Here is an 18,044-nt window from a genome sequence, read left to right as displayed (position 1 = left end):
CAAGTCAGGCGAGCGAGTCTCGCCTAGCGAAGCCGGTCGCGCTCAGCTAGGCCGAGCACCGGCACCAGCCCGGTCAGATCAGCGCGCACGCCCGAAGCCTGCACGCGCCCGTCGCCCGCGCTGCGTGCCGCATCCCACGACATCTCGCCAACGGCAAGCGCGAGCCAGGTCGCCGCATCCATCTCAATAACGTTCGGCGGCGTACCGCGCGTGTGCCCTGGCCCTTCGACGCACTGCACCGCGCCAAACGGCGGCACTCGCACCTCAACCGACTTACCCGGGGCAAGGTCGGTAAGCCGCTGCAGCGTGTACCGAACTGCGGTGGCGAGGGTTGCTCGTGGCAAGCGCGCGGTCGGCGATGCGGCAGCCGCACCCGTTTCGGCGGTACGGAGTTCATCGGATTCGAATTCGCGCGTCGCCTGCCACCATGCCGAAAGCGCGGCGATTCCTGCGGCATCGTCGATCCGGACTCGCATGTTTACCTCCTCGGTTCGGTAACCTGTCCTGGTGAAGATTCTGGTACTTGGTTCAGGCGCGCGCGAACACGCCATCGTGCACTCGCTCGCTCAAGAGAATGCACATCAGCTCGTCGTCGCCCCGGGTAACACCGGCATTGCGCGCGAAGCCGAACGGATTCGCATCGATCAATCCAACCCCGATCTCATTGCCGAGTTCGTTAAGGATGAGGCTATCGACTTGGTCGTGATCGGCCCGGAGGCGCCGCTCGTTGCGGGCGTTGCCGACGCCGTGCGCGAGCTCGGTATGCCGGTATTCGGCCCGTCGAAGGCCGCTGCGCAGCTCGAAGGCTCGAAGACGTTCGCGAAGGATGTCATGCAGCGTGCTGGTGTGCCAACCGGTCGTGCCGTGCGCCTCACCGACCTCGCCGAAGTTGCCGCGACCCTCGACCAGTACGGTGCGCCGTACGTCATCAAGGCCGACGGACTCGCATCCGGCAAGGGTGTCATCGTTACCGAAGAACGCGACGCCGCCCTGCGTCACGCCGAAGTGTGGCTGCCACACGGTCCCGTGCTGGTTGAGGAGTTCCTCGATGGCCAAGAGGTATCGCTGTTCTGCATCACCGACGGCGAGACCGTTCGCGCACTGCCACCGGCACAGGACTTCAAGCGACTCAACAACAACGACGCCGGCCCCAACACCGGCGGCATGGGCGCGTACACCCCGGTTCCGTTCCTGATCGACCAGTTCGGTGGCGAGCGCGAGTTCATGCGCACCATTGAGCGCGAGGTTGCGCAACCGATCGTCGACACCATGCGTGCCGACGGCGTCCCGTTCCAGGGTCTGCTCTACTGCGGCCTGATCGTGAACCACAGCGCCATTCGCGTCATCGAATTCAACGCCCGTTTCGGCGACCCCGAAACCCAGGTCGTGCTGCAGCGCCTGACCGAGCCGCTCTCGGAACTGCTGCTCGCATCCGCCAACGGCACCCTCGACCAGCACGCACCCGAACTGTCGCTCAACGACAAGTCGTTCGTCACGGTTGTGCTCGCTTCGGAGGGCTACCCCGAGCAGGTGCGTTCGGGCCGTGAAATCACCGGGCTCGAGGATGCTGAAGCTACTGGCGCGCTGGTGCTGCACGCCGCGACAGCCGAGAACGACGGTGTGGTGACCGCAACCGGTGGCCGCGTACTCAACGTGGTGGCCGGTGCCGAATCGCTGCAGGAAGCGCGACGCAACGCGTACACCGCGATGGACCGCATCCGTCTCGAAGGCGGCCAGTTCCGCACCGACATCGCCCAGGCCGGTGCCGCACTGCAGGACGTCATCCGTGCCCGCACGGGTGCCATGGCTGCAGTTGCCGAGGCTGCCCCGGCTCCGGCGGTAGTTCAGGATGCACCGGCGCAGCTTGACGGTTGGCGTCACGTGTACTCGGGCAAGGTTCGCGAGATTTACGAGTCGGATGCCGACGCATCGGCGCTGCTCGTAGTGGCCAGCAACCGTGTTTCGGCCTTTGACCACCTGCTCGAGCCGGAGATTCCCGGCAAGGGGGCCATGCTGAACGAACTCAGCCGGTTCTGGTTCAGCCAGCTTCCGGTTGCCAACCACCTGCGCGAAGACGCGGGCTGGGATGCGGCGCTCTCGCCTGAGCTTGCGGCTCGCGCCATGCGCGTGGCCAAGCTCGAGATGTACCCGATTGAGTGCGTGGTGCGCGGCTACCTGACCGGTTCGGGCTTCGCCGAGTACGAGCGCACCGGCGCGATCTGCGGTGTGCCGCTGCCTGCCGGAATGCAGGACGGCGACCGCCTGCCGGCACCGATCTACACGCCTGCATACAAGGCGCCGCAAGGTGAGCACGACGAGAACATCACCTATGAGCAGACCGTTGAACTGGTTGGCGAGCAGGTTGCCGCTCGCCTGCGCGACGTCTCGCTGCGCCTGTTCACCGCGGCCAGCACGATTGCTGCCGAGCGCGGCCTGGTGCTCGCCGACACGAAGTTTGAGTTCGGTCACGAGCTGGGCAGCGACGAGGTTGTGCTCGCCGATGAGGTGCTCACCTCGGACTCGTCGCGCTTCTGGGATGCGGCCAGCTACCGCGACGAATCGCTGCCACTGAACGAGCGCCTGGCGTCGTTTGACAAGCAGATCGTGCGTAACTGGCTCAAGGCCAACTGGAACGGTGAGGGTGTGCCACCGGTACTGCCAGCATCGATCGTGGCGCAGACGCAGGCTCGCTACCGCGAGCTCATCGATCGCCTGACGCGCTAGTTCGCTGAGCCTGGCGGGCTGGAACACCACGCGCCAAGCCGCACGCCAAACACGCAGCGGGCCAAATAAACCTAGGGCGGGGACATCACTTGATGTCCCCGCCCTTCGTTTTCCCGGCTGACCCGCGCCCGAACGTGCCGCGACTCATCATTTGGGGCGAAAACCGCCGCATCCGCGCCGATTCACCGCAATTTGATGAGCGGCAGCACGCACCTAAGCGTTTGCGGCGTCGGCCTAGCTAGCAGCGTCTGGCTAAGCGTCGGCAGTCTTCGCGCCCGACTCGGCGCCAACCGTTGTGTCACCACCCGCATCCCGATCAGCATCGGCAACCCCGTCGCCGTCAGCATCACGCTCAAGTTCCGGCAGCGTCTCGTTCCATGCCTTCACCAGCGCCCAGACGATCGCCATCAGCGGCACCGAAAGCAGCGTGCCGATAATGCCGCCGAGCACGGTTCCGGTCATCAGCGCGAGCAGCACCACCAGCTCGTGCAGCTTCAGCGAGCGCCCAAGCACCACCGGCTGCAGCAGGTTGCCCTCAAGCTGGTTCACCACCAGCACGATGACCGCCACGATGACCGCCTCGGTCGGGCCGTTCGTGACCAGCGTCACCGCCGCCGCGATCACGCCCGCAAGCGTTGCGCCCACCACCGGGATGAACGCCAAGATAAACACCACGACCGACAGCGGCAGCGCCAGCGGCACCCCAACGATGAACAGGCCGATGCCGATGAACACCGCATCCACGAGCGCCACGATCACGGTGCCACGCACGTAGCCACCCATCACGGCCACGGCTCGCACACCCATGAGCTCAGCGCGGCGGTGCTGGGCGGCACGAAGCGGGCGAATCACAAACGACCACAGCGTCGGACCGTCCTTCGTAAAGAAGAACAGCACCACCAAGAACAACACCAGGCTGGTAACGAACGAGCCGAACGCGCTCAGCCCCGAGGCGATGCCCGAGCTCACCGAACCGAAGCTGATGTTCTTCGCGCCATCCTGAATCGCGGTCAACGCCTGTCCCATGGCTTCGTCGTTGATCGGGAATTGCGGAAAGGTCTTGTTCCAACCGGCCACGAGCTGCCCGACGCCCTCGGTCGTGGTGCGCACGAGCTCATCCCACTGCATCCGCACCTGCTCGACAACCAGCCAAATCAACCCGCCGAACACGACGACTGCGCCAACAAACACGATCACGGTCGACAGCGTGCGCGGCAGTCCCCGGCGCCCAAGCCACGCGATCACGGGTGCGATGGCCGAGGCGATAATCAGCGCCAGCAGCACCGGGATCACGATGATCGACACCTGCAGCAGACCCCAAATCACCAGGCCACCGAGCAGCAGCAAGATCACGGCCTGCAGCGCCCGGGTTGCGGCGACGCCAAACGCATCGGTCCACAGCTCACCGAGGCGGTTCGGCAGCGGGATGCGGCCTTGCACTTCGGCGTCCCGTTGCAGTTCTGCGTGGCTCGGCGGGCGTTCGGTGGATGCGGTGGGTACCGCAGCGTCGGTCGTTGCGTTGGTTCTGGTGGATTCGGATGCGTGCGTCATGCAGTCCTCATTAATGTCCGCGGATACAGCGGTCGGTCGGGCTGGGGCGCACCTGGTGGCGCGCAGTTCTGGCGCTAAACGTAACCGGTTGCCCTGAACGCGAACGAGCACACCGCATCCGGAACACCGAATTGCGCCGCGAATTGCAACGCGAAACCGGGCAGCAAACATCGGCGGCAAACACGGTGGCACCGCTGCCCTGCGGTGACCGTTAGGATTGACTGCGTACGTCTACGTTTCAGTGACAGGAGTCTCGGATGCCGAAAATCGTCGTCGAGGTAATGCCCAAGCGCGAACTACTCGACCCAGCAGGTAAGGCTGTTCAGCGCTCGCTCGCTGCCGCCGGAAACCCTCACATCACCGATGTTCGCATCGGCAAGCGATTCGAGATCACCAGCGAGGCCGAAGTCACCGCCGAGCTAATGGAAGAAATTGCCGCCATCGCCGACGACCTGCTCTCGAACGGCGTGATCGAAGACGTCATCTCGATCGAGGTCGTTGACGAGGTCGAGATCGACCCGGCCGACACCGAAACGGTTACCGACGACGGCTTCCTGCCCACCGGCGCCGCTAACGACGCACAGGCCGTCGCCAACGAAACAGCCAACGCAGGCGAGCAGGCATAGCCGTGCGCGTTGGAGTTGTTACTTTCCCCGGTTCGCTCGACGACCGTGACGCACAGCGCGCGATCACGCTCGCGGGTGGCGAAGCGGTTGCCCTTTGGCACGCCGACCACGACCTGCAGGGCGTCGACGCGGTAGTGCTGCCCGGCGGCTTTAGCTACGGCGACTACCTGCGCTGCGGTGCCATCGCCTCTCACGCACCGATCATGGCCGAAATCAAAGCAGCTGCTGGCAAGGGTCTGCCCGTGCTCGGTATCTGCAACGGTTTCCAGATGCTCGTCGAATCCCACCTGCTGCCAGGTGGTCTGATTCGCAACGACCACGGCCGTTTCATCTGCCGCGACCAGCGTCTGCGCGTCGAAAACACTGACACCCCGTGGACCCGCGGCTACGAAACCAACGAAGAAATCATCATCCCGCTCAAGAACGGTGAGGGCGGCTTCATCGCCGACGACGAGACGCTCAAGCGCATCGAAGGCGAAGGCCTCGTCACCTTCCGCTACCTCGACGTCAACCCGAACGGTTCGATGAACGACATTGCGGGTCTGCGCAACGAAGCTGGCAATGTTGTTGGTCTCATGCCGCACCCTGAGCACGCCGTTGAGCGCGGCTACGGCCCCGACAACGACGAGCGGATGCGTTCGGGTATCGACGGTCTGCCAATGTTCGCGGGACTCATTCAGCAGCTCGTTTCGTAATTCGTTCGGCCACGTCGCCGAGCGTTTGACATTGCGACATATGACCGCCAGTGGGTACTCCCCTGGCGGTCATATTCGTTCGATAGGTTTGCAGGCATCACCTTGCGGCCAGCGCCGCGGTGCCTGCCAACGTTCAGCCGCTTAATTCGTCGCAGGAGGTCGCATGCGCGAGTGGGACGAGCCCGATCGCTCACACTGGGCAAAACCTCGCGAGCGTCAGCGCGACCACGTTGAGCGCATCAACACCACCGCCATTGGCATGCCGATCGAACCGGCACCCGACGCCGGCGAGCTGCTGCGCGCGATCCCGCCCATCGCATCCACCACGACGCTGATTACGACGTCGCTCACTGCCGAAGAAGCGCATCAGCTGCGCGAGGCGGGGCGGCCGGTTCCGAAAGACATTTTCGGGTTCCTAAATAAGGTGGATGCGCGCCTGGTCGCGTTGATCGGGTCGTTCACGGTTGGGTTTAGCCCGGTATTTATTCGGATGGCCGGGGAAAATACCGCGACCTCGGTGCTGTTCCGCTTTGGGCTCGCGCTGGTTCCGCTGCTGTTCTTGGCGATCTGGGAGCGGCGCCTGAACGGTCCAATGCCGCGCCGGACGCTGCTGCTGCACCTGCTCGGTGGCGTGTTCTTTGGCCTGGATGTGGGCCTGTGGACGCAGGGCGTGATGCTCGCGGGCGCGGGTATTGCGACGGTCGCCGGTAATTTGCAGGTGATTATCGTGCCGCTGATTGCGCTGGTGATTTTCCGCGAGAAGCTCTCGGTGGCGTTCATTGCGGCGATCCCGATCATGCTCACGGGGGTGCTGCTGCTCAGCGGCATTATCGAGAGCGGCGACCTGACCGGCGATGTGTTTATCGGGGTGCTGCTGGCGGTTGCCGGCGGATTTGCGTACTCGGTGTACATCCTGATTCTTGGCCGTGCGCGGGCTGCCGGACACGCGTCGACGCAGGTGTTCTTGGCGACGCTGTCGACCACGATTGTGGGCACGAGCGTCTCAACCGCGTTCGGTGCGCCGAACCTGACGCCACCGATGACGGCGGTGTTGATTCTCGCGGCGACGGCCTTGCTCGGTCAGGTTATTGGCTGGATTGCGACTTCGAATGCCCTGGCCCGACTTGATTCGGCTACCGGCTCGATGCTGCTGCTGATGCAGCCGCTGATTGCGATCATGGCCGGTCTGATCCTGTTGAACGAGCAGATTTCGCTCTTGCAGTGGGTGGGCGTCATCGCAATCATCGCGACGGTGATGTTCATTTCGTTGGCGAGCACTTCGGGTGAGCGGCGCAAGCGGCGGCGGTTCAAGCGGATGCGGGCACACGCGAACCGCACGATCCGCACGTCGAGCGGGCCCTCCGCATCCGGCCGCAAACCGAGCTAGGCACGGCCGGGGCCGAGCACCCCGCGGTGAATACCCCAGCGGTATCCTGGAAGACATGACTCCCGCGCGCCTGCTCCGTACCGCCTCGATTGCCGAAGCCATTACCTGGGCGCTGTTGCTGGTGGCGATGGGGTTCAAGTACCTCTGGGCGCCCGAGATCGGTACGCCGCTGGTGGCGTTTGCCGGAGCCGCGCACGGAACCGTATTCCTCTCGTACCTGTTTTCGGGTGTCGTGATTTCGGCGCACTACCGCTGGCCGCTATGGGCCGTAGTGTGCGGTGGCTTGGCGTCGATTCCGCCGTTCATGACGCTCGCCTATGACTGGTGGATGCACAAGAAGGGGATGCTCGCCGGTGGCTGGGACGACGAGGTCACCGTGACCTGGACTCCCGCTCCGCTGGTCGCGCGCATGGGCGGAGTCGTCCCCTGGGCGCGCCGCCACCCAATCACGCTGAGTGTGATCGCGTTCGTGGTGTTCGTCGTGATCTTTGTGCCCGCGCTCACCCGCGGCTAGTCGCGGCCGGTCGCATCCCGTAGCGGATGCACGTGCACGTGACCGGATGCATCCGGTACCGAACACGGCGAACGTGTACCCCGCGCATCCCCGGTACCCCGCGCATCCCGGTAGACTGACCGCAGACCTTCCGATGTGCCCCCTCAAGTCAGGAGCCCGAGTTGCACGACATTCTCGACACCGTCGAACACGCTGAGCAAACCCCCGAGAAGTCGCAGCCGTTCGAGGCGCTCGGTCTGAAAGCCGACGAGTATGCCAAGATCCGCGAGATTCTGGGCCGCCGCCCAACGTCGGGTGAGCTCGCCATGTACTCGGTGATGTGGTCGGAGCACTGTTCGTACAAGTCGTCGAAGAAGTACCTGCGCGAATTCGGCAAGAAGGTTACCGATGACATGCGCGAGCACCTGCTCGTGGGCATGGGCGAGAACGCCGGTGTGATCGACCTCGGTGACAACTGGGCCGTGACCTTCAAGGTTGAGTCGCACAACCACCCGAGCTACATCGAGCCGTTCCAGGGCGCCGCGACCGGCGTTGGCGGTATCGTTCGCGACATTATTTCGATGGGTGCCCGCCCCGTTGCGGTCATGGATGCGCTGCGTTTCGGTGACATCGACGAGGCCGACACCTCGCGCGTCGTGAACGGCGTTGTCGGCGGTATCTCGTTCTACGGCAACTGCCTTGGCCTGCCGAACATCGGTGGCGAGACCTGGTTCGACAAGACCTACCAGGTGAACCCGCTCGTGAACGCGCTGGCTGTTGGTGTGCTGAAGCACGACGACCTGCACCTGGCGAACGCTCGCGGTGCCGGCAACAAGGTTGTGCTCTTTGGTGCGCGCACCGGTGGTGACGGGATTGGTGGCGCCTCGATTCTTGCGTCGGACACGTTCGATGAGGGCGGCCCAACCAAGCGTCCTGCCGTGCAGGTTGGCGACCCGTTCGCCGAGAAGGTACTGATCGAGTGCTGCCTCGAGCTGTTCGCGAACGACGCCGTTGAGGGTATTCAGGACCTCGGTGCCGCCGGTATTTCGTGCGCCACCTCGGAGCTCGCGGCGGCCGGTGACGGGGGTATGCACATCGACCTCGACTCGGTGCTGCTGCGCGACTCGACGCTGACTGCCGAAGAGATTCTGATGTCGGAATCGCAGGAACGCATGATGGCGATTGTTCGCCCTGAGAAGCTCGAAGCGTTCCTCGCGGTCACCGAAAAGTGGCAGGTTGAGACCTCGGTGCTCGGCGAAGTGAACGACTCGGGTCGCCTGACGATTGACTGGCGCGGTGGCCGCATCGTTGATGTTGACCCACGCACCGTCGCCGTTGACTCGCCCGTTTACGACCGCCCGGTTGCGTACCCGGCTTGGCTCGACGCGCTGCAGGCTGACCGTGCCGAGGCGCTTGCCCGCCCGCAGACCGGTGACGAACTGCGCGACCAGTTCATGCGCATCCTGTCGTCGCCGAATGCGGCCGACCCGTCGTGGATCACCGACCAGTACGACCGCTACGTGCTCGGTAACACCGCGTTTGCATACCCCGAAGACTCGGGCGTGATTCGTGTGGATGAAGCTACCGGCATGGGTGTGGCGGTGTCGCTGGATGCGAATGGTCGCTACTCGCAGCTCGACCCGCGTGCGGGTGCGCAGCTCGCGCTGGCCGAAGCATTCCGTAACGTCGCTACGACCGGTGCCGTGCCGATGGCGGTTTCGGACTGCCTGAACTTTGGTTCGCCAGAGAACCCCGAGGTGATGTGGCAGTTCAAGGAGGCCGTTGAGGGTCTCGCTGACGCTTGCCTCGAGCTGAAGGTGCCGGTGACCGGCGGTAACGTGTCGTTCTACAACCAGACCGGTGATGTGCCGATTCACCCGTCGCCAGTGGTTGCCGTGCTCGGTCGTTTCGACAATGTTGCACGCCGCGTGGCCGGTGCGTGGCAAGACGAGGGCGACAACCTCTACCTGCTCGGCACCACCGCCGAAGAGCTTTCGGGCTCGATGTGGGCTGATGTGATTCACGGTCACCTCGGTGGTCTGCCGCCGAAGGTTGACCTCGCTGGTGAAGCTGCGCTGGCTGGTCTGATGCTCGGTGCTTCGCAGCAGGGTCTGCTGAACGCTGCCCACGACCTTTCTGAGGGTGGTCTGGCGCTGGCGCTGGCCGAGATGTCGCGTTACGGCATCGGTGCGCGCATCGTGCTTGATGAGCTGTGCGAGCGTGACGGTGTGGATGCCGCTACCGCACTGTTCTCGGAATCGACCGCTCGCATCCTGGTCGCGGTACCGCGCGAAGAAGACGTGAAGTTCACGTACATGTGCGAGGCCCGAAACTTCCCGGTGTTGCGCATCGGCGTGACCGACGGTGATGTGCTGGACGTGCAGGGACAGTTTGCGGTGCCGGTTTCGGAGCTTGCCGCTGCTCGCGCAGAGACGCTGCCGAAGCGATTCGGTGAGTTGGTGCGCGATTCGGGCAAGCTCGACTAGTTCGGTGTTGCCCACGGCTCACTGAGCCCGGCAGTTATCAGTTATTGAGTTCGCTGTGTGGCCCGCGATTGTGCGGGCCACACGTGGTTTTCCGTGGGTTCGCACCCATGACAGCCGCTGGGTCACTATCAACGCCAGCAACACAGCCACCACTGCAGGGAGAATAGTCGTTCCGCGCGGGAGTAATGAAACCCACGCTCAGGCCTGCGAGGCTTACACCCGAACAGAAATCCCAACGTGCCAAGCGTGAGTACAACGTACGTCGGAAGCTTAGTTGGGAGAGTTGAACAGAAATCCCAACGGGATGAAGTAATCATCCCAGGCACCGAACTGGTGTGCCCTCATGAACGCAACACGTGCTCGACTGTGGCGCGGTCATACTCAGCTTCGCTAATCTCGCCCCGTACGTAGCGCTCCAACAGATCAACCAGCACTGGATCGGTCATCGTCTGACCGGCCGCACCAAGTACACCATGAACAAAATCAAGGGTGCGCTGGGTGTCCGGCGGCGCCGTATCCGGCTTCACTTGCGCTTTAGGCATCATGGCCTCCTTGTCTCGTGTTAGCTCCAATTTACTTGGCGGTGCATAAACGATCGAGGTTCAGTTTTGAACCGATTAGGTTTTGAGCCGGGGTTTTGAGCCGGGGTTTTGAGCCGGGGTTTTGAGCCGGGGTTTTGAGCCGGGGTTTTGAGCCGGGCTACCCGGCTCAAATTGCGGTCGGGTGTGACTTGCGCCGGTAAATGTCGTGTTTCCCGCGTCGCTTATCGTCCGATGAGGAGTGCTTCCTGGGCGGCGTCGACGGCCTCAGGGATGAGGCGCGTCTGCTTGTTGATCTCGAGTATGCGGTTGATCTGGGTGACGAGCCGGTCGGCGAGACGGAAGTTTCCATTGGTGGCGCGGACGATCGCGGCGAGAGCAGCGGTGTGCGCGAGACCGGAGTCGTCTGGGTCGGGGTCCGGGAGACGCTGCGCGACAACGGCCGTGAGCTCGTCACTGCGTAGCGCCCGGTACTCGTGAGCGAAGCCAATGCGGCTGTAGAGCTGGGGGTATCGGGCGAGCCGTTTCTCGATGCCGGGCATGCCGATGAGGATGACGCCCATCCGGTGGCGGTCGTAAAAGTCGCGGACTTGTTCGAGGCCAGCGGTTTTGAGTCGGTCGGCTTCGTCGATGATGAGCAGTTCGGTGTTCCCACTGTGTTGAGACTCCACGTGCACGAAAGGATCAACGTGCCCGTGCTGGGTATAGTCGATGGCCCAGGAGATCTGCTGGCATGCCCGGGGCAAGCCTTGATCGATCTGCTTGATGGTCGCGGCGACGGTGGGCGTGAAGAACGCCGTGCGACTTCGTTGCACCGCTTCGGGCACAGGTGGCAGTGCGCCTTCGCCGCGGGAAAGCGGGTACCACTGCTCCCACTCGTCAGTGCCTGCGTAGTTGCGGGCGGAGCGTGTCTTCCCAACGCCGGGCGGTCCGTAGCAGAGGCCGATGTAGCGGTGTGATCGGACGGTGTCCGCAAACTCTGTGAACCGTCGGTACTCACGGGTAGTCACGAATGCGGCCAAGCTGTCCGCGTGGGGCGGGGGTGCATCGGTGAACTCGTCGAAATGGCCGTTGAGGAATCGGCGTCCGTCATCGTCAGGCGTGAAGAGAAGAGACCGGGGTTTGCTGTCTGCGTCAGTCACTGGCGTAGGTCCTCAATCCGTGTCGTGCGCGAGGTATCGCGGCCTGGACAGGTGGGTTGCCGAAGGCCGTTGCAATATCAGGTTGGTGGCGAGTGTCTTCGGGGAGGGAGTCTGCGTGAGTCGTGAGCTCCCGGAGTTGCTGTTTCAGGGTGCGACGTCGCGTGTTCCTCGCAGTTTGTAGATCCGCGAAGGAAACAGTCTCCGAGGAGCGTTCGGGGGCAATTGCGCGGCAGAGGAATGCGTTGTCGTGGAAGATTCGTACTTCCCCGAGGTCACGTGGGTCGTACCGCACCGTGACGTCTTCCCCGACGTACGCGGCGAGGACTGGGGAGAAGTATCGGGTGGATGCGAAACGGATCCCGTCACGTTGCACACGGCGGGTTGTCGCTGCGGTGAGTAGAAGCAGATCGATGTCTTCCGGGCGGGCGGGTGTTCGAGGGATGAAACTGTCGCTGCGCCATCGCTCGTGCGGGGCAGCACCCGTCGATGAGTGGATGCGTTCGTTGTATTCGTCGACGATGAATCGCTCGAGAACGTCATCGAGCTGGTGCAAGGTCCACGTTGGCTCGGTGATGGGCGATCCACCGGTGCCGTGCGGGATGAAGCCGGGCAGGTGCGGCAGCAGCTCGGTCGTGATCGTTCGGTAGAACCGTTCGATCTTGCCGCGCCCCTGCGGGACGCCGATCCGTGAGTGAATCAACCGCACGTGCACGTCGAGACAGACGTGTTCGATTCTGGTCGAGGTGAAGTCGGATCCGTGGTCGCTGTAGAGGATGTCCGGGAGGCCCGACACCACCCACTTCGGGTTTCGTTTCCGAGTAATGGCCTGGTGGAAAGCCAATGCGGAATGCTCGGCCGTGGGTGCTGAGACGCTGACCGCGTAGCCCGCGATCGCTCGTGAGTAGTCGTCGAGCACGATCGTGAGCCAGGGACGGACAGGCTGTTGCCGGTCATCTAGGATCATCACATCGAGCAGAGTGTGGTCCATCTGCCACTGTTCATTCGGCGCAGAGGTTGTGCGGCGGTAGACCAGCTCGAACTTGTCTCGATAGGCCGCGTCCCCGCCGTCCGCGAGAGCGGTCAGGCCCGGGTCGAGCGCGTGCACGATTTCGCGGACCGTGGTGTACCCCGGGACGGATAGTCCTCGGCCCCTGGCGATATCACCGATGCGGCGGTGGATATACGCGATCGTCGGCGCGGGTCGCCGCACAGCAAGCGCCTCAATCGCCTTCACCAGCTCGGCGTCGATGCGCCTCGAACCCTTATCGCTGCGAGGTGCCCGTGAGAGCTGTCCCGTTTCCATCCGGGCTGCCCAGCGTTGCAGGGTCCGTACGGCAACGCCGGAGTGTTCCGCAATGCGCGTCCACGGCACCCCGTCCTGGTGTTGGCGCACAAGCTCGGCTTTCTGCCGGTCGCTGAGGTGCGCCATGATTCCTCGTTAGGCCCGCTCGACGTGCTCGGCCAAGTGCCGGTAGATCGTGGGCCGGGACACTCCGAACGTGTCGGCAATCTCTTGGACGGTGTGGCCGCCCTCGTCGTACATCGCCCGGGCCTGCCGGATCTTCGTCGGCGTCATCTTGAACTTCGGGCCGCCCTTCCGGCCCCGGGCGCGGGCGGCCGCGAGGCCGTCGTGGGTGCGTTCGACGATGAGGTCGTGTTCGAACTCCGCGATCGCAGCGAGCATGTGGAAGAACAGGCGACCTCCCGGCGTCGTCGTGTCGATGCCCTGCGAGAGTGCCTTCAAACCGACCCCGCGCTGTTGCAATTCGTCCGCGACCTGTTTGAGGTTTCTCACCGACCGGCCGAGCCGGTCAAGTTTCGTCACGACGAGCGAGTCCCCCTCGCGCAGATATCCGAGGGCTTCCGTCAGTGCCGGCCGTTTCGCCAGGGTGCCGGATGCGTGCTCGACGAAAATCTTGTCGCAGCCCGCCGCATTGAGCGCATCCGTTTGGCCGTCGGGATTCTGGTCTCGGGTTGAGACTCGGGCGTAACCGATCGTGGCCATGCCTCAGTGTAACGTGAACGCCGCTTGTTTTACATAGGCGGCCGCGGTGATGACCCCGGCCGACCGCACTAGTCCAATGGGCGGGAGGCGTTGCGCAGCTCGTCGACGACTTCGCGATGCTGTGGGTGTACGAACAGGATGAGGGCCTGGCCGTGCGTGCTCAGAAGATGACTGTCGACGGTGATTGCGTCCACGAATCGGATGTCGACGGCAGGATCTTCCAGGAGGGCGCGGCGAATTGCCGCGAGGGTGCGAGCGACGGTCATGGCCGTGTCGGCAGGCTAGTGGGCCGCGCCGAGTTCGACGAGGAGGACGCCGCCGATGATGAGGGCGATGCCGAGCGCCATGACCCAGGTGAAGGGCTCTTTGAACAGGAACTTGCTGGCCACGGCGGTGAGGGCGACGCCGGAGGCGGCCCAGATGCCGTAGGCAACACCGATGCCGAGCCCGAGGGCAAGGACTTGGGTGAGGAAGAAGAACGCGCCGAGGTAGCCCACGACGACGGCGATGTAGAACAGTTTCCGGCCGTCGGTTGCGAGGCGCAGGGAGAGTGCCGCGCCGACTTCGAGGACGATCGCGAGGATGAGGAAGAGCCAGACCATCAGATGCTCGCCTCCCTCTTGCGCTGCGCCGCTTGCGATCCGAGTTCGACGGTGAGAACACCGCCGATGATCAACGCCAGGCCGAGGATCATCACGCCGGTCAAGGGCTGTCCAAACAGGAGTGCGGCCAGCAGTGCGGTCAACGCGACGCCCATCGCGCCCCAGATCCCGTATGCAACCCCGAGGGCCATCCCCTCGCGTAGAACGAGCGCGAGAAGCGTGAACGCGCCGACGTAGCCGATCGCGACCAGGATGTACCAGGCCGGGTGGTCCTGGCCGGCTTGGAGGGCGAGAGAGCCGGCGACTTCACTGATGATCGCGCCGGCAAGCAGGAGCCATTTCTTCATAGTCAGTCCTTCAGGAGGTTGTGGGCGAAGGCGCGGAGCTGCGCCAGGTCGCCGGGGGTAGGGGGGGAGACGTTGGCGGCTTCGGCAAGCCACCCGCCGTCGGCCAGAAGGCGGGCGGCGAGCAACCGGGTGCGTTCGGCCGGGGCGACGTCATCAGGCACGACAAGCCAGGGCGCGAGACGTTCGGCCCAGCGTTGCGTGAGCGAGCGGCGCAGCTTCGGATCACTCATCGCCATCAGGTCGGTTTCATCGAACCCCCCGGACAGTGACCAGTCGACGTACGCGCCGATGCGCGCGGCCGGCGCCGCGCCCTCCGGTGACGACCCGAGGCGTGCGACCAGCGCCTCTTCCCAGCGGTCCAAAACGGAGTCCACCAGGGCGAGCATGAGGGCTTCCTTCGTGGGGAAGTGATACATCACCCCCGGCTTGGTCAGCCCCACACTCCGGGCCACGGAATCCAGAGACACCGCCCGCCCCTCGTCGAGCTGAGAGAAGGCGGCCGCCAGGATCGCGGGGCGAGGATCGGTGCGCATGAGTGTAGGTTACCATCCGGAAGGTAACCAGGCCATCCAGCAGATTGCCGGCGCATAGGTTCATCACCGCGAGCCGAGTAGGCCGAAAACGATCGATTCCGGCACGAGCACCGACGGTGTGAATGTTGGTGGTGTTTGGCGGTTATTGTTCTGCGCTCAATGGCATCTATGAAGGTTGCAGTTCGGGGGTACGACTGAAAGATGTCTGAGTTGTTCTTGGAGTGGTGTCGATTTCGTTGATGCTCCTACGTCACTATGGTGATGGCGTGCGTACGCCATCGAGAGGAGACAAACATGAAGTACATGCTGCTACTGACGGGCGATGGCGATGTTCCGGCCTGGGACGGGCTGAACGAGGCTGAACAGGTTGCGCTCATGGAACGATTCGAGCAGTTCGGGAGTGAGTGCGCCGCGCGTGGCGTCGAGATCCTCGCAGGCGAAGCTCTCCAGAACGGGGAAGCAGCCACCACTGTGCGCAGATCGGGGGGCAAACGGGTGATCTCTGAAGGACCATATGCTACCGCGTACGAGGGGTTAGGCGGCTTCTACCTCGTTGAAACTCCGAACCTGGACTTGTTGCTCGAAGTATCGGACGTTCTGCCGCCGTATGACATGGAGATGCGGCCTGTCGACTCGATGGGATGAGGTTGCATAACCCGGACGACGCGGTAGCGGCGCTGGTACGTGAGCACTGGGCGTCGCTACTGCGCTCCCTCATCGTGTTCTCCGGGCGGGTGGATCTCGCGGAGGACGCGCTTTCCAATGCTTGCGAGCGCGCACTGGGTGCGTGGAAGAAACAGATGCCAGCCCATCCTGTCGCCTGGATTCGTCGCACTGCGCAGCGCGTGCTGATCGATGAGTTGCGTCGTGAACAAGCGTTGGCACGACGGCGGCACTTGGTCGTGGCCGAGGAATCAATCGAGGCCGCCGAGAAAGCGCCCAGCATGATTGACGATCGAGTTGAAATGCTCTGGCTTGCCTGCCACCCCGCGTTGGGGAGCGAATCTCGACCAATTTTGGCGCTGCGTTTCGTGCTGGGCCTGTCTACCGAGCGGATCGCACGTATGTTTCTCGTGAGCACATCGACCATGGCGGCGCGCATCACCCGCGCCAAGAAGCGTGCAACACTGGCGGGGTTCGCCCTGACGTCTTCACGTGACTACCCAGAAAGGTCCGACGACGTCGCTCGCGCACTCTCAGTTGCGTACACGGCAGCCTACTTTGCCAACGACAAGGCGACCGGCGACCTTGTATCGCTGGTGCAGCAGACGGCCTGGAACTACCCGCAGCCCGCGCTCAGTGCACTCGATGTACTTGTTTCACTGACCCATGCTCGTCGCGCAGCCCGCATCGATACCAGCGGGCGTCTACTCACCCTGGCCGAACAGGACCGTTCCCTCTGGCGCTCGGACGAGACGACAGCGGCGCTACGCCGCTACACAGCATTGGCTCCCAGCGCAGGGTATGCGGAGGAACTTCGAGCGTACGCCACGATCGAGGCGGCACACTCATTAGCCCCCGATATTGAACGCACGAACTGGGGCCTCATCGAAGCTGCACACGATCGCCTCGCCCAGTTGGGCGATTCGCCGCTGGACCGACTGGAAGAGGCCGCGGGGCGGGCAGCTGCCGGGCGGTCCGTCGCCATCGCCGAAGTAGACAGGTTGCGCAGCGAGCTGCCGAACCATCACCGTGTACTGGTTCTCGGAGCCCATATACTCCGCCAAGAAGGCGATGATCCGGGTGCCGACGATCTCCTCGGACGAGCCATCGACATGTGCGAGTACGAACACGAGCGGCACGCCCTGCGCCATCTCCTCAGCAACGCCAGTCGTGTCGAAATTCTATAGCTAAACAAGACACCTGACTCTGTCTTTTGGCACATCCGGCCAAGCTCACGAATTCGCGACCCGTATTGTCTCAATAACTCATCTCGCCAGAAATTGTCTTGCCAGTAACCAGGCACGGGGTTTACGAGTCATACTGGTGACATGAGGTCGTTGGGGTACACGCGGGTGAGCACGAATAGTCAGGATGCTCGGCTTCAACATGATGCGCTCACCGGGGCAGGAGTGGAGGCACGTGACGTGTTCTCCGATGTGACATCAGGCTCCCGTACGGCAATCCAACGACCCGGGATGAAGAAGCTTCTCGAGTATGCGGCAGAAGGCGACACCGTAGTGGTGTGGCGCATCGACAGACTCGGCCGATCCTTGATCGACGTGCTGAGTACAGTGAACCTTTTGCGGGAGCGCGGAGTGAAGGTGCGCTCCATTTCTGACGGGATAGACCCGGAAACGTCCTCAGGTCGAATGATGCTTGGAATGCTCGCGACTTTGGCTGAGTACGAGCGGGAACTCATCACTGAACGGGTGAATGCGGGGATAGCCGCGGCCAAGCAGTCGGGAACGAAGTTCGGCCGACCTCCCGTGAATCCATCCATGATCAAAGAGAAACTCGGGATCGTGCAAGAAGCGCGTGCAAAGGGTCGTACGGCAGAAGAAGCGGCACGACTTGTGGGATGGTCGAGAGCCACCCTGTATCGACACCAACGCGCTGCGGAAGCGAAAGTAGCAGCTCACCGGGTGTGACATGGATGCGCTAGCGCGGTGGCGAATTCTGCGGCTCCATGTTGAGGACGCAATCCCGCTCACCACGCTGGCACGAGAGACCAACGTCGGCGAAAGAACTCTTCAGCGATGGAAACGTCTCTACCTCGACGGGGGCATCGATGCACTACATGATGAGCCCAGAAGCGATCGCGGAACGCGGCGAACACAGCAGGAACTCATCACCCTTGTCGAGCGACTAGCACTCACTCGCCCGAGGCCGTCGATCGCGACGCTACATCGGCTTGCGTGCGCCGAGGCCGGACGCAACAGCTTCGCGCGTCCGAGTTATTCCACGATTCGTT

At 63.4% G+C, this 18,044-nt stretch carries 19 protein-coding genes and 1 pseudogene; 10 read left to right on the top strand and 10 right to left on the bottom strand.

Going from position 1 to position 18,044, the window contains the following annotated elements; translation table 11 throughout:
* Positions 1-23: 23 nt before the first annotated feature.
* Positions 24-476 carry a sterol carrier family protein gene (locus ZBI01S_RS06215; RefSeq protein ID WP_066057928.1) on the bottom strand — a complete coding sequence of 151 codons (453 nt, stop codon included), beginning with the start codon at positions 474-476 and terminating at the stop codon, positions 24-26.
* Positions 477-507: 31 nt separating this feature from the next.
* On the opposite strand from ZBI01S_RS06215, the gene purD reads away from it, so the two are divergent.
* Positions 508-2,724: a phosphoribosylamine--glycine ligase gene (purD, locus tag ZBI01S_RS06210; protein ID WP_066057925.1), complete on the top strand. Its 2,217-nt coding sequence runs from the start codon at positions 508-510 to the stop codon at positions 2,722-2,724.
* A gap of 252 nt (positions 2,725-2,976) precedes the next feature.
* On the opposite strand, the gene ZBI01S_RS06205 is transcribed toward purD, so the two are convergent.
* Positions 2,977-4,275 carry an AI-2E family transporter gene (locus ZBI01S_RS06205; RefSeq protein ID WP_066057920.1) on the bottom strand — a complete coding sequence of 433 codons (1,299 nt, stop codon included), beginning with the start codon at positions 4,273-4,275 and terminating at the stop codon, positions 2,977-2,979.
* A gap of 257 nt (positions 4,276-4,532) precedes the next feature.
* Here ZBI01S_RS06205 and purS point away from each other — a divergent pair, with 257 nt between their 5' ends.
* From purS to purL, 5 genes are all read left to right on the top strand, one after another.
* The gene (gene purS / locus ZBI01S_RS06200) at positions 4,533-4,901 is read left to right on the top strand and encodes a phosphoribosylformylglycinamidine synthase subunit PurS (protein ID WP_083524571.1); all 369 of its coding nucleotides are present in this window, start codon (positions 4,533-4,535) and stop codon (positions 4,899-4,901) included.
* Positions 4,902-4,903: 2 nt separating this feature from the next.
* Positions 4,904-5,596: a phosphoribosylformylglycinamidine synthase subunit PurQ gene (gene purQ, locus ZBI01S_RS06195; protein WP_066057919.1), complete on the top strand. Its 693-nt coding sequence runs from the start codon at positions 4,904-4,906 to the stop codon at positions 5,594-5,596.
* Positions 5,597-5,759: 163 nt separating this feature from the next.
* Complete coding sequence (locus tag ZBI01S_RS06190; protein ID WP_066057916.1) at positions 5,760-6,983, top strand: DMT family transporter; 1,224 nt, start codon at positions 5,760-5,762, stop codon at positions 6,981-6,983.
* Between the two features lie 55 nt (positions 6,984-7,038).
* Positions 7,039-7,497, top strand: a complete 459-nt coding sequence (locus ZBI01S_RS06185) for a DUF3817 domain-containing protein (protein ID WP_066057913.1) — start codon at positions 7,039-7,041, stop codon at positions 7,495-7,497.
* A 161-nt stretch (positions 7,498-7,658) separates the two neighbouring features.
* Positions 7,659-9,962: a phosphoribosylformylglycinamidine synthase subunit PurL gene (gene purL / locus ZBI01S_RS06180; protein ID WP_066057910.1), complete on the top strand. Its 2,304-nt coding sequence runs from the start codon at positions 7,659-7,661 to the stop codon at positions 9,960-9,962.
* 341 nt (positions 9,963-10,303) lie between these two features.
* Here purL and ZBI01S_RS06175 read toward each other — a convergent pair whose 3' ends face one another.
* The 8 genes from ZBI01S_RS06175 to ZBI01S_RS06140 all read right to left on the bottom strand — a co-directional run bounded on the left by ZBI01S_RS06175 (position 10,304) and on the right by ZBI01S_RS06140 (position 15,130).
* Positions 10,304-10,507, bottom strand: coding sequence for an antitoxin VbhA family protein (locus ZBI01S_RS06175; RefSeq protein WP_066057908.1), 204 nt, complete (start codon positions 10,505-10,507; stop codon positions 10,304-10,306).
* 218 nt (positions 10,508-10,725) lie between these two features.
* Positions 10,726-11,643, bottom strand: coding sequence for an AAA family ATPase (locus ZBI01S_RS06170; RefSeq protein WP_066057904.1), 918 nt, complete (start codon positions 11,641-11,643; stop codon positions 10,726-10,728).
* Positions 11,636-13,072 (bottom strand): TnsB C-terminal domain-containing protein, encoded by a 1,437-nt coding sequence (locus ZBI01S_RS06165; protein ID WP_066057901.1) that lies wholly within the window; start codon positions 13,070-13,072, stop codon positions 11,636-11,638. The genes ZBI01S_RS06170 and ZBI01S_RS06165 overlap by 8 nt, the downstream gene beginning before the upstream one ends.
* Positions 13,073-13,081: 9 nt before the next feature.
* Positions 13,082-13,648: a recombinase family protein gene (locus tag ZBI01S_RS06160; RefSeq protein WP_047253623.1), complete on the bottom strand. Its 567-nt coding sequence runs from the start codon at positions 13,646-13,648 to the stop codon at positions 13,082-13,084.
* Between the two features lie 68 nt (positions 13,649-13,716).
* Positions 13,717-13,914: a hypothetical protein gene (locus ZBI01S_RS06155; RefSeq protein ID WP_005053846.1), complete on the bottom strand. Its 198-nt coding sequence runs from the start codon at positions 13,912-13,914 to the stop codon at positions 13,717-13,719.
* A 15-nt stretch (positions 13,915-13,929) separates the two neighbouring features.
* Entirely contained in the window at positions 13,930-14,250 is a 321-nt protein-coding gene (locus ZBI01S_RS06150) for a DMT family transporter (RefSeq protein ID WP_066057899.1), read from the bottom strand.
* Positions 14,250-14,597 carry a DMT family transporter gene (locus ZBI01S_RS06145; protein WP_066057897.1) on the bottom strand — a complete coding sequence of 116 codons (348 nt, stop codon included), beginning with the start codon at positions 14,595-14,597 and terminating at the stop codon, positions 14,250-14,252. Before ZBI01S_RS06145 ends, ZBI01S_RS06150 begins: the two co-directional genes overlap by 1 nt.
* A gap of 2 nt (positions 14,598-14,599) precedes the next feature.
* Positions 14,600-15,130 (bottom strand): TetR/AcrR family transcriptional regulator, encoded by a 531-nt coding sequence (locus tag ZBI01S_RS06140; protein ID WP_066057894.1) that lies wholly within the window; start codon positions 15,128-15,130, stop codon positions 14,600-14,602.
* Positions 15,131-15,424: 294 nt separating this feature from the next.
* Here ZBI01S_RS06140 and ZBI01S_RS06135 point away from each other — a divergent pair, with 294 nt between their 5' ends.
* The 4 genes and pseudogenes from ZBI01S_RS06135 to ZBI01S_RS10185 all read left to right on the top strand — a co-directional run.
* Positions 15,425-15,775: a YciI family protein gene (locus ZBI01S_RS06135; protein WP_159421427.1), complete on the top strand. Its 351-nt coding sequence runs from the start codon at positions 15,425-15,427 to the stop codon at positions 15,773-15,775.
* On the top strand, positions 15,772-16,980 hold the full coding sequence (locus ZBI01S_RS06130; protein WP_110477052.1) for a sigma-70 family RNA polymerase sigma factor: 1,209 nt from the start codon (positions 15,772-15,774) through the stop codon (positions 16,978-16,980). Before ZBI01S_RS06135 ends, ZBI01S_RS06130 begins: the two co-directional genes overlap by 4 nt.
* Positions 16,981-17,121: 141 nt before the next feature.
* Entirely contained in the window at positions 17,122-17,721 is a 600-nt protein-coding gene (locus ZBI01S_RS06125) for a recombinase family protein (RefSeq protein WP_066057884.1), read from the top strand.
* 1 nt (position 17,722) lies between these two features.
* Positions 17,723-17,893 (top strand): annotated as a pseudogene (locus tag ZBI01S_RS10185) (helix-turn-helix domain-containing protein); the annotation flags it as partial.
* Positions 17,894-18,044 lie beyond the last annotated feature (151 nt).

Origin of the sequence: [Zimmermannella] bifida NBRC 103089 (assembly GCF_001570925.1) — a bacterium.
GTDB classification, from domain to species: domain Bacteria; phylum Actinomycetota; class Actinomycetes; order Actinomycetales; family Microbacteriaceae; genus Gulosibacter; species Gulosibacter bifidus.
Note: the sequence above shows the minus strand (reverse complement) of the source record. Positions and strands in the feature narration are given on the sequence as shown.